Source organism: Nonomuraea sp. KM88 (genome assembly GCF_052245635.1).
GTDB lineage: Bacteria > Actinomycetota > Actinomycetes > Streptosporangiales > Streptosporangiaceae > Nonomuraea.
On record NZ_JBQQCC010000031.1, the window covers coordinates 58613 to 69042 of the forward strand.

Genomic DNA, 10430 nt, shown 5'->3' on the forward strand with positions numbered 1-10430 from the left:
TCAGCCCGGCAGCTTGGCCAGGATCAGGGCGATGGCCTCGCCGGGGTCGCTGTCCTGGCTCAGGCCGGAGGCGGCCTTGCCGACCGCGTCGTACGCGCCGCCGTACGACTGCGCCTTGGCGGCGCCGCGGCTGAGCAGGGTCAGCGCGCCGCGCCCGTTGCCGCGCTGCAGATGCGTGAGCCCGACGCAGATCTGCGCGAGCCCCTGCCACAGCTCGCGCTCGTCCTCCGGCGCGCACTTCCAGCGGCCCTCGAACACCTCGTGGGCGTTGAACGGCAGGCCGTCGCGCAGGAAACGGCGGCCGTCCGCCAGCGCCTGCTCGGTGGTGGGCGCGTAGTCGTCGGGCACCCTGGGCATGCCGGGCGAGCCATGGGGAAGCGGCCTGCCGTACGCGTCGCGCGGCCTTGCGCTGCGCGGCCGGCCCTCGGGGTCACGGTCTCTCATCGGTCGGGCTCCGGGTCGGCCAGCCAGCCGAGCAGCTCCTGGTTGAACACGTCGGGAATCTCCTCGTGGGGGAAGTGCCCCGCACCTTCGAGCAGCCGCCACCGGTAGGGGGCCGCCACGTGACGGCTCGAACCCTGCGCCGTACGCGGGAGCACCCGCGGGTCGAGCGCCCCGTGCACCTGCAGCGTGGGCGCCTGGATCTCGGTGCGCATGACCCTGGCGTAGCGCCGGCCGTCGGGGCGGAGCTGGGAGCGGCCGAACCAGCGGTGGTATTCCAGCGCGCAGTGCGCCACGGTGGGGATGCGGAACGCCTCTCGGTAGGTGCGCGCTGCCTCGGGCTCCGGCCAGCCGGGGCGCGACCACTCGTCGAGGTAGCGGCCGACCCGCCTTCCGTCGCGGCGGGTGAGCAGGTGCTCCGGCAGCAGCGGCAGCTGGAAGCCGAGGGCCTGGATGCTCGCCTTGAGCTGGCCGAACGGGTCGGTCGCCAGGGCGCCGCGCAGCCGCAGCGGATGCGGGGCCGACACGGTGACGAGCCGGCGTACGCACTTCGGCTCCAGCACGGCCATCGTCCAGGCCAGCAACCCGCCCCAGTCGTGCCCCACCACGATCGCCCCGGACTCGCCGAGCGCCCGGATCAGCCCCGTCGCGTCGGCCGCCAGCGTCGGCAGGTCGTAGCCGCGCGGCGGTTTGTCGCTGCCGCCGTAGCCGCGCAGGTCGACCGCGACCGCCCGATAGCCGGCGGTGGGCAGCGCTTCGAGCTGGTGGCGCCACGTCCACCAGAACTGCGGGAACCCGTGCAGCAGCATCACCAGAGGCCCGTGCCCCGCCTCCACGACGTGGAACCGGGTGCCGCCCGCGTGCACCGAGCGGTGCGTCCATGGCCCCTCGATCTGGACGACCGACTCGTCAGGCGCCATCACGCGCCACCGGCTCGCGATCAGGCCTGAGCTCGGGCAGCGCCTGGTCCTCCGGGGTGGCGATCTCCCTCAGGCCCTTGATCGACCTGGTGGTGCGCTTCATCCCGGCCAGGCCCTTGAGCCGGCGGATCCCGATGAACACCAGCAGACCCGCGACCAGCAGGTAGAACACGGTCACGATGAGGAAGGCCGCCCACTGAGGCATCCACTGCGCCAGCACGTAGGCGATCGTGAACGAGGCGAGGATCAGGCACAGATGAGCCATGAAGGCGGCGGCGGCGAACATGCCACCCGCCATGCCGACCCGCTTGGCGTCGAACCTGAACTCGGCCTTGGCCAGCTTGATCTCTGAACGGACGAGTTCGGAGATGTGATCGCTCGCCCGGGCGATCAGCGAGCCCAGGGATTCTTCCTCGGGAGTCTGCGGCATGAACGTCTCCTATCGAGGCCTGGTGGCCGTGTCAAACATCATCCAGCGACGCGCTGGGGGCGAGCCTCGCCATCACTCCCAGAACTACCCGATCAGCCAAGATAACGCTTGTGCCGCTTGGGCGTACGCAGAGGGCGCATGCTTCCGTCACGGAAACATGCGCCCCTGCTTTTACCTCAGTCCTCGGACTTCGCGGACGGGAGCTTCTCCGAGATCAGGTCCATCACCGTGCTGTCGGCCAGCGTGGTGACGTCGCCGATGCTGCGGTTCTCGGCGACGTCGCGCAGGAGGCGGCGCATGATCTTGCCGGACCGCGTCTTGGGCAGCTCGGGGACGACCAGGATCTGGCGCGGCTTGGCGATCGGGCCGAGCGTCTTGGCCACGTGGTTGCGCAGCTCGGCGGCGATGTCGTCGTTCTCCTCCGCGGCGCCGCGCAGGATCACGAACGACACGATGGCCTGGCCGGTCACCGGGTCGGTCGCGCCGACCACGGCCGCCTCGGCCACCTTCGGGTGGCTGACCAGCGCGCTCTCCACCTCGGTGGTGGAGATGTTGTGGCCGGAGACCAGCATGACGTCGTCCACGCGGCCGAGCAGCCACAGGTCGCCGTCCGCGTCCTTCTTGGCGCCGTCGCCGGGGAAGTACATTCCCTCGAACCGGCTCCAGTAGGTGTCGATGTAGCGCTGGTCGTCGCCCCAGATGGTCCGCAGCATCGCCGGCCACGGCTCGCGCACCACCAGGAAGCCGCCGCCTCCGTTGGGGACGCTGGTGCCCTGGTCGTCGACCACGTCGGCGACCACGCCCGGCAGCGGGCGCATCGCGGCGCCCGGCTTGGCCGAGGTCACGCCCGGCAGCGGGCTGATCATGATGGCGCCGGTTTCCGTCTGCCACCAGGTGTCCACGACGGGGCAGCGGTCGCGGCCGATGTTCTCGCGGTACCAGACGTACGCCTCGGGGTTGATCGGCTCGCCGACGGAGCCCAGGACGCGCAGGCTGGACATGTCGTACTTGGCGGGGATGTCGTCGCCCCACTTCATGAACGTCCGGATCGCCGTGGGCGCCGTGTAGAGGATCGTGATCTTGTACTTCTGCACGATCTCCCAGAACCGGCCGCGGTGCGGGGTGTCAGGGGTGCCCTCGTAGATGACGCTGGTCGCGCCGTTGGCGAGGGGGCCGTACACGATGTAGGAGTGGCCGGTCACCCAGCCGATGTCGGCCGTGCACCAGTAGATGTCGGTCTCGGGCTTGAGGTCGAAGACCGCGTGGTGCGTCCAGGCGGTCTGCGCGAGATAGCCGCCTGAGGTGTGCAGGATGCCCTTGGGCCTGCCCGTGGTGCCGCTGGTGTAGAGGATGTACAGCGGGTCCTCGGCGCCGTGGGGCTCGGCGGTGTGCTGGTCGCTCTGGCGGTCGACCACGTCGTGCCACCACAGGTCCTTGTCGGATACGGCGACGTCCTGGCCCGTGCGGCGTACGACGAGGACGTTCTCGACCTGCGGGCACTCGGCGACGGCCTCGTCCACGATCGGCTTGAGCGCGCTCGGCTTGCCGCGGCGGTAGCCGCCGTCGGCGGTGATCACGAGCTTGGCGTCCGCGTCGTCGATGCGGCTCTTGAGCGCGCTGGCCGAGAATCCGCCGAACACGACCGAGTGCACGGCCCCGATGCGGGCGCAGGCCAGCATCGCGATCGGCAGCTCGGGGATCATCGGCATGTAGATGGCCACCCGGTCGCCCTTGCTCACTCCGAGCTCGCGGAGGGCGTTGGCGGCCTTGCTGACCTCGGCCTTCAGATCGTTGTAGGTGAGGGTGCGGGTGTCGCCCTCGGGCTCGCCCTCCCAATGGTAGGCGACCCTGTCGCCGCGCCCCTCTTCGACGTGCCGGTCGACGCAGTTGTAGGCCACATTGAGCTCGCCGCCGACGAACCACTTGGCGAACGGCGCGTTCCACTCGAGTGTCTTGTCCCACCTCTTGGCCCAGGTCAGCCGCTCGGCTGTGCCCTCCCAGAAGGCGAGGCGGTCGGCGGCGGCCTCGTCATATGCGGCGGCGGTCACGTTCGCGGCCGCCGCCAGGTCGGCCGGAGGTGCGAACCGGCGGTTCTCCTGCAGCAGGTTGGACAGCGCCTGGGTTTCGTTGCCAGGGGTCTCCGGGGCCACCTCGTGCTCCTTCTATGGCCAGATTGGATAGGTCGTGTCCCACTTCACCAGCTCACGACCTCCGTACACAAGAGGTCTAGACAGGTCTGTACCGTCCGGTTCCATGGGCGTTCGCACTTACCCACTTGCATGACAAACGCAATTGAAACGTTGTCATCCTGAAATCCGAAGAATACGCTCCGGAGCGATTGCTCAGGTGCGGCGGGGGGTGGTTCGGGGGTTTATGGGTCCCCTGGAGTCGTGCTGCTGCCGGGGCTTTCTCTCCTTGCGGTCGTCGTGCCGTCCGGTCGCGAGCACGCTCGGTCACCGTGCCGCGGTGGCGGGGCGCGCATTACCCGCAGGTAGGGTCGGGTTCCGTGAGTGACCCCCTGACCGTCATCGCGCGGTTCCCCGGCGTTTCCGAGGCGGTCGACGAGGCCCGCAAGGCCGTCGACCGGCTCTATCGTCACCGCGTCCTGCGCCGGGCGAGCCCCGCCGTGTCCGCGGAGTCGTCGCTGCGCGGGGCGCGCGCGTCGGCCGCGCTCGAAGGCGTGGACGTGTCCCTCGACGCCCTGCGCCGTGACGAGGTGCGCGACCCCCTCGTCCAGGGGGCGCTGCGCGCGTCCGCGGAGCTGGGCCGCATGGGCCCGACCTGGCGGAAGGCGCCCCGGCAGGTGCTGGCACGGCTGCACACCGTGGCGGCCGCCGGCCTCGCGCCGGAGGCCGCTCTCGGCCGGCCGCGCACCTTCGACACGGTCCCCGACCCCCTGGGTCTGGGCGCGGCGCCGGACGCCGGCGAGACGGCGACCCGCATGGAGGCCCTGCTCGGCCTGCTCGAACGGCCCACGAGCGCGCCCGCGATCGTGCTGGCCGCCGTGATCCACGCGGAGCTCGCCGTGCTGCGGCCCTTCGGCACGGCCGACGGGGTGGTGGCACGTGCGGCCGAACGGCTGACGCTGGTCGAATTCGGGCTTGACCCCAAGTCTTTGGTTGCCGTCGAGGTGGGGCGGCTGGAGCTGCCGTACGCGGAGGGGCTGCGGGCGTACCTGAGCGGCACGCCCGAGGGTGTGAGCCGGTGGGTACAACAATGTGCCGCCGCGGTAACCCTCGGAGCGCGCGAGACCACGGCCATCTGCGAGGCCATGCAGAGAGGCTGACGGGTTCGCGCGGAGACGCTGGGGAGAAGCTTTGGGGCGAATCCGACATAGCTGACGGCGTCTCGGTCAAGAGACGCCGCCGCCGGTGCATCACACCGGGTTACCAAGCGTGCACCTGTATCCGTCGGAGCGGGTCAAGCCCGTCACGACGCGCCTCCCGCGGCTGGTCGCGCGTGGGTACCCGGCTGATGCACCCGGACAAGTGGTCCGTAACCCCTTTCTACGACGGATGTGCCCTGATGGGAACCCCTCGGACCAAGACCTTTACGCGGCGATGGGCGCGTCGCGGGAGTCCTGCGCCGATCCGGTTACCGAGTCGTGATGATCACGGAGCGTGATTGTCTTTATGTGATCGTTATGTCGCAGCGAAAAAACTTGGCGAAAATGCAGGATTGCTCCTCGACGAAACTCGAGTCGATCGGGCAGCATACGGTGGTATCACCAGAAACTGGGGAGACCGTGCGTGCCATGCGTTTGCGAGTGCCTTGCCAGGTGCTGGTGAAGTGATGAAAGCTTTCTTCTGAAACGGGACCGGCTCTACCCCCCCGGAGCCGGACCGATCAGGCGACCCCCGCTCTCCCCCCGGCGGGGGTCGCCCTTTTCCCCACCTCCGTCCACAGGCTCAGGGGCCTGTGACGCCTCTATCCACAGAATCGCGTTCGCCCGGCCGGCGCCCGCGCCGCCTTCAGCAAGGTGAGCCTCCCACCCACGCAGGAGGCCCCCGATGCACCGTCCCCTGGTCATCACCGAAGACCACGCCCTGCTCGACGACCTGGTCCGCATCGCGGCCGCGGCCGGCGCCCAGCTCGACGTGGCCCACGTCCCCGCCCACGCCCGCCCCTACTGGAACCTCGCGCCGCTGATCGCGGTAGGCGCCGACCAGGCCGACGCGGCGGCCGCGGCCTCACTCCCGGCCCGAGACCAGATCCTGCTCGTGACGCGAGACCCGGACGACTCCGACACCTGGCGAAAATGCGTCGCCGTGGGCGCCCAGTCCGTCGTGGCCCTCCCGAACGACGAGCGCCATCTGGTGGAGCGGCTGGCCGACGCCATGGAGCCCGACCCCCGTTCCGGGGCGTTGATCTGCGTGATCGGCGGGCGCGGCGGAGCGGGCGCGAGCGTGCTTTCTGCCTGCCTGGCCCTGCGCGCCTCGGGCGACCACCTCCGCACGCTGCTGGTCGACGCCGATCCGCTCGGCGGCGGCATCGACGCGCTGCTCGGCCACGAGGAGGCGCCGGGCGCACGCTGGGGAGACCTCGTGGCCAGGGAAGGCCGCATCAGCTCCAGCGCGCTGCAGGCCGCGCTGCCGTCGTTCGGCGACCTGGCGGTCCTCTCCTTTCACAGAGGCGAGGTGGCGGCGATCCCTGCCCAGGCCATGCGCTCGGTCCTGGAGGCGGGCAGGCGCGGCTTCGACCTGATCGTCGCCGACCTTCCCCGCCACCTCGACCCTGCCGCGATCGAGGCCCTCACCAGGGCGAAGACCACACTGCTCGTGGCCACGGCCGACGTGCGCGGCGTCCTCTCCGCGGCCCAGGTGCTGGGCGAGGCCCGCAAGCACACCTCGGATCTGCGGGCCGTCCTGCGCCCGGGAGTTCTGGACGACGACATGGCCACCGGATCCCTCGGCATCCCCGCCGCCGGCAGCCTGCCTGACCAGCCGCGCCTCACCGCCACACTCAACCGGGGCGAGCTGCCCGGACTGGGCCCCCGCACCGTGCTCGGCGCCCTGTGCTCCTCGCTGCTGCGCGACCTCCTCCCGGCATGACGCCCCTGGTCTCGCCCGAGTTGGTGGAGGCGGTTCGCGTACGCCTGGCCCGCACGGGGGCCGAGCCCAGCGCCGCCCAGGTGGCGGTTGCGCTCAGAGCGGAGAAGGCCGTCTACGGCGACGCTGAGATCCTCGCCGTGGCCAGAGCCCTCTGCGCCGACCTGATGGGCGCGGGCCCGCTGGAGCCGCTCCTGGCCCGATCCGAGGTGACCGACGTCCTGGTCAACGGCCCGCGTGAGGTGTGGATCGACGAGGGCGGCGGCCTGCGACGCACGTCGGTCACCTTCTCCGACGACGGCGCCGTACGCAGGCTGGCCCAGCGCCTGGCGGCCGCCGCCGGGAGACGCCTCGACGACGCCTGCCCCCACGTCGACGCCCGGCTCGCGGGCGGCGTGCGCCTTCACGCGGTGCTCCCGCCCGTGGCGTCCGGCGGCACCTGCATCTCGCTACGCCTGCCACCCCGGCGCACGTTCACCCTGTCCGACCTCGTCGCAGCCGGCACCATCACCCCACCCGCGATCCCGGTGCTGTCCGCCATGGTGACCGCCAGGCTCGCCTTCCTCGTGACCGGCGGCACGGGCACCGGCAAGACCACGCTCCTGTCGGCCCTGCTCTCCCTGGCCGACCCCGGCGAGCGCCTCCTGCTGGTGGAGGACTCCGCCGAGCTGCGCCCGGTCCACCCGCACGTGGTTCGCCTGGAGACCCGCCCGGCCAACCTGGAGGGCGCGGGCGGTGTGGGCCTGCGCGATCTCGTACGCCAGGCGCTGCGGATGCGTCCTGACCGCCTGGTGGTCGGTGAAGTGCGCGGATCGGAGGTGGTGGATCTGCTGGCGGCGTTGAACACCGGGCACGAGGGCGGCTGCGGCACGCTGCACGCCAACACCGCGGCCGACGTACCTCCGCGGCTTGAGGCGCTGGGCTGTGCGGCGGGCCTGAGCAGGGACGCCGTGCACAGCCAGCTGGCGGCCGCGCTCGACGCGGTCGTCCACCTGACCCGCGACCGCCCCGACGGACGCCGGCGCATCGCCGAGATCTGCCTGCTCACCAGGACCCCGACCGGCCTCGTCGAGTCGATCCCCGCCCTGACCTTCGACGCCGAAGGCCACACCGACGTCGGCCCGGGCCACGACGCCCTGGCCCGGAGGGTTCTGACATGAGTAGCGCGCTGATCGTCGCCGCCGTGTGCACGGCGTGCGCCGTGTGGATGTGGACCGGCCCGGACCTCGCCACGACCCGACTGAGCAGACTGACCGGAGGCCCGGCCGGGCCGCGGTGGCGCTCGCTCGGCCGGCTGCTGACCCGCACTCACCCGGCCCGGCGCGCCGACGCCTGGCGCAGCGCGTCCATCGAGCTGTGCCAGGCGCTGTCGGCAGAGCTGTCCGCAGGCCGCACCCCCGGAGAGGCCCTGACCAGGGCCCTGGCATCGGTCGACTTCCCCGACCCGGAGACCCTGCGCCCGGTCGTGGCCGCGGCGCGAGACGGTGGCGACGTCCCCGCGGCACTGATCGCCGCGGCCCCGCCGCAAGGAGGCGAGGGCCTGCGCCGGCTTGCCGTCTGCTGGGAGGTCGGCGTCACGGTGGGCGCCGGCCTGTCCGCCCTGGTCGACCGGGTGGCGAGCACGTTACGCGCGGCGCGGGCCCATCGCCAGGACGTCGCCGCGCAACTGGCCGGGCCTCGCACGACGGCGAAGATGCTGGCCGCGCTCCCGGCCCTGGGTCTCCTCATGGCGGCGGCCCTCGGCATGGGCCCCCTCACCTTCCTGCTCGGCAGCCTGCCGGGCCTGATGTGCCTGGTGGCGGGGGTAACCCTCGACGCCTGCGGCCTGTGGTGGACCAACCGCATGGCCGCCCGAGCACAGAGCTGAGCCCGGTGTCCTCACGAGCATCCCCGGGCTGGGCCCGGCTGTGCTCTCGGGTCGCCCGTGCTGGGTCCGGGTGTGCTCGTGGGCAGGCCTCGGGCTGAGTCCTGACGTCCTCCTCGCCCGTACACGACCGAACGGATCTCACCGATGTTTCCGCTGCTGTCCGCCCTGTCCGCCGGCCTGGCCGCGTGGTTGTGGCTCTCCCCGATGACCCCGGCCGGGCGCCTGGCCCGGCTACGCCCTCCCGGTGAACTTCCCGGCAGCCAGGCCGAAGACGCGCCGGCCTGGCTCGACCCCTCCCACGATCCCCCGAAACGGATGACCCGCAAGACCGCCGTCACCGCCACCTGCGCAGGGCTGATGGCCACCCTCCTGTTCGGACTCGGAGCGACAGGAATCATCGCCGGCCTGCTGACCAGCGCCGCGGTCGCGGTCTTCCTGCACAGGCAGGAGCCGCAGCAGGCGCGGCAGGACCGCGAGCGAATGGCCGCCGACCTGCCTTTCGCCGCCGACCTGATGACCGCGTGCCTGCTCGCCGGCCGCCCGGTGAGCGCGGCCACCGAGATCGCAGGCCGTACGATCGGCGGCCCTCTCGGCCGGCGGCTGGGCTGGGTGAGCAGCCGGCTGCGCCTGGGCGCCGACCCGGAAAGCACGTGGGGTGCCCTCGCCGGGGATCCCGCGATGGGCGGGCTCTGCCGGGCGATGGGCCGGGCGGCTCAAAGCGGCGCGCCGGTGGCCGATGTCCTGACCCGCCTGGCCGACGACGCCCGAGAGGCCGCCAGAGCCGGATCCGTCGCCTCGGCCAGGCAGGTCGGCGTCAAGGCCGTGGCGCCGCTGGGTCTCTGCTTCCTGCCGGCGTTCGTCCTGCTCGGGATCGTCCCGGTGATAGCCGGGCTCGCTTCGACGATCATCCTTCCTTGACGTAACTCTCCCGGCATATGCGAGCCCCCGCCACGTTCGCCATGCCCGCGCGAGCCTGCCGTTCACCTCGGATGGTTGGTGAGACAGACTCACCAGGTCCACGCGATGACACCCGCCCGTCTTCATGAACCCACCAGGAGCTCGTGGTGTGACTGGTGGTGTGACTCGCCCAGCGAGCACGTGCCGTGTCACACCGCCCCGTACGAGCTCCGACGTTCATGTGTGGGTTGTCCGGGTTCCCGACCAGAGGCGGTTGCTGTTCACGCTGGCTGGACGAGCCGATAGCGCAGTGCGGTGACTTCGTCGTCGCCGAGGCCGGCCGCCCGAAGGCGAGCCTCGACGTCGACGCCTTCCAGCGCGCTGATCATGGCGTCTCGGGCGGTGGTGTGCTTCCTGACCAGGATGTTCCGTATCTCCTCCGTCTGGTCGTCCATCCCCAAGGCGGCGAACAACGAGGGCAACCGGGCCGTGCTGAGCTCTCGGGGTTGTCCGAACGAACGATCGCGCCTGGCCTGATCTCGCCGCCACCGGCCACCGGGATGCCGGCAAGATCGCGGACGTTGGAGCATCCTTCCCAGTCAAGGTGCCGCTGGGTGGTCCTACGTTCGGCGCCGGAAACTGCCACGTGTCGGGCTGCGTGCCTGGAATCGCTCATCGGATACATCCGAGGAAACCCCCACCTTCAGGACTCTGTTGGCCGATTCCGGTTGATGATCCCCAGTTCGGGAGGGAGGCTGGGAACACCGGGCCGCGAGAACATGGAGGAGTTCCGTCATGTCTCTGCGTCCCCAGCCCGCTCGCGACGT

Annotated in this window: 11 protein-coding genes; 5 read left to right on the forward strand and 6 right to left on the reverse strand. The window is 71.3% G+C overall.

Annotated features, from left to right (window positions below; all coding sequences use genetic code 11):
• The 4 genes from ACTWPV_RS47005 to acs all read right to left on the reverse strand — a co-directional run bounded on the left by ACTWPV_RS47005 (nucleotide 1) and on the right by acs (nucleotide 3941).
• Entirely contained in the window at nucleotides 1-444 is a 444-nt protein-coding gene (locus ACTWPV_RS47005) for a DUF309 domain-containing protein (RefSeq protein WP_347650896.1), read from the reverse strand.
• Nucleotides 441-1361, reverse strand: coding sequence for an alpha/beta fold hydrolase (locus ACTWPV_RS47010; RefSeq protein WP_443156814.1), 921 nt, complete (start codon nucleotides 1359-1361; stop codon nucleotides 441-443). Before ACTWPV_RS47010 ends, ACTWPV_RS47005 begins: the two co-directional genes overlap by 4 nt.
• Nucleotides 1351-1791: a phage holin family protein gene (locus ACTWPV_RS47015; protein WP_347650898.1), complete on the reverse strand. Its 441-nt coding sequence runs from the start codon at nucleotides 1789-1791 to the stop codon at nucleotides 1351-1353. The genes ACTWPV_RS47010 and ACTWPV_RS47015 overlap by 11 nt, the downstream gene beginning before the upstream one ends.
• Nucleotides 1792-1967: 176 nt before the next feature.
• A complete protein-coding gene (gene acs / locus ACTWPV_RS47020; RefSeq protein ID WP_443156815.1) occupies nucleotides 1968-3941 on the reverse strand; it encodes an acetate--CoA ligase in 1974 nt (657 codons plus the stop codon).
• 356 nt (nucleotides 3942-4297) lie between these two features.
• Between acs and ACTWPV_RS47025 the strand changes: the two genes are divergently transcribed.
• The 5 genes from ACTWPV_RS47025 to ACTWPV_RS47045 all read left to right on the forward strand — a co-directional run bounded on the left by ACTWPV_RS47025 (nucleotide 4298) and on the right by ACTWPV_RS47045 (nucleotide 9624).
• Nucleotides 4298-5077 (forward strand): oxidoreductase, encoded by a 780-nt coding sequence (locus ACTWPV_RS47025; protein WP_347650900.1) that lies wholly within the window; start codon nucleotides 4298-4300, stop codon nucleotides 5075-5077.
• Nucleotides 5078-5801: 724 nt separating this feature from the next.
• Nucleotides 5802-6842, forward strand: a complete 1041-nt coding sequence (gene ssd / locus ACTWPV_RS47030; RefSeq protein ID WP_347650901.1) for a septum site-determining protein Ssd — start codon at nucleotides 5802-5804, stop codon at nucleotides 6840-6842.
• Nucleotides 6839-7999 (forward strand): TadA family conjugal transfer-associated ATPase, encoded by a 1161-nt coding sequence (locus ACTWPV_RS47035; RefSeq protein WP_443156816.1) that lies wholly within the window; start codon nucleotides 6839-6841, stop codon nucleotides 7997-7999. The genes ssd and ACTWPV_RS47035 overlap by 4 nt, the downstream gene beginning before the upstream one ends.
• Nucleotides 7996-8706 (forward strand): type II secretion system F family protein, encoded by a 711-nt coding sequence (locus ACTWPV_RS47040; RefSeq protein WP_443156817.1) that lies wholly within the window; start codon nucleotides 7996-7998, stop codon nucleotides 8704-8706. Before ACTWPV_RS47035 ends, ACTWPV_RS47040 begins: the two co-directional genes overlap by 4 nt.
• A gap of 144 nt (nucleotides 8707-8850) precedes the next feature.
• On the forward strand, nucleotides 8851-9624 hold the full coding sequence (locus ACTWPV_RS47045) for a type II secretion system F family protein (protein ID WP_443156818.1): 774 nt from the start codon (nucleotides 8851-8853) through the stop codon (nucleotides 9622-9624).
• A gap of 260 nt (nucleotides 9625-9884) precedes the next feature.
• On the opposite strand, the gene ACTWPV_RS47050 is transcribed toward ACTWPV_RS47045, so the two are convergent.
• Together ACTWPV_RS47050 and ACTWPV_RS47055 are read right to left on the reverse strand one after the other, a co-directional pair.
• Nucleotides 9885-10085, reverse strand: a complete 201-nt coding sequence (locus ACTWPV_RS47050) for a hypothetical protein (protein WP_443156823.1) — start codon at nucleotides 10083-10085, stop codon at nucleotides 9885-9887.
• Entirely contained in the window at nucleotides 9989-10288 is a 300-nt protein-coding gene (locus ACTWPV_RS47055; RefSeq protein WP_443156819.1) for a tyrosine-protein phosphatase, read from the reverse strand. Before ACTWPV_RS47055 ends, ACTWPV_RS47050 begins: the two co-directional genes overlap by 97 nt.
• Nucleotides 10289-10430 lie beyond the last annotated feature (142 nt).

What these genes read in the sequence shown, in the direction of transcription:
- ACTWPV_RS47010 (WP_443156814.1), bottom strand. Translation starts at nt 1,361, where the DNA reads ATGGCGCCTGACGAGTCGGTCGTCCAGATCGAGGGGCCATGGACGCAC.
- ACTWPV_RS47005 (WP_347650896.1), bottom strand. Translation starts at nt 444, where the DNA reads ATGAGAGACCGTGACCCCGAGGGCCGGCCGCGCAGCGCAAGGCCGCGC.
- ACTWPV_RS47015 (WP_347650898.1), bottom strand. Translation starts at nt 1,791, where the DNA reads ATGCCGCAGACTCCCGAGGAAGAATCCCTGGGCTCGCTGATCGCCCGG.
- ACTWPV_RS47040 (WP_443156817.1), top strand. Translation starts at nt 7,996, where the DNA reads ATGAGTAGCGCGCTGATCGTCGCCGCCGTGTGCACGGCGTGCGCCGTG.
- ACTWPV_RS47055 (WP_443156819.1), bottom strand. Translation starts at nt 10,288, where the DNA reads ATGTATCCGATGAGCGATTCCAGGCACGCAGCCCGACACGTGGCAGTT.
- ACTWPV_RS47035 (WP_443156816.1), top strand. Translation starts at nt 6,839, where the DNA reads ATGACGCCCCTGGTCTCGCCCGAGTTGGTGGAGGCGGTTCGCGTACGC.
- ACTWPV_RS47045 (WP_443156818.1), top strand. Translation starts at nt 8,851, where the DNA reads ATGTTTCCGCTGCTGTCCGCCCTGTCCGCCGGCCTGGCCGCGTGGTTG.
- ssd (WP_347650901.1), top strand. Translation starts at nt 5,802, where the DNA reads ATGCACCGTCCCCTGGTCATCACCGAAGACCACGCCCTGCTCGACGAC.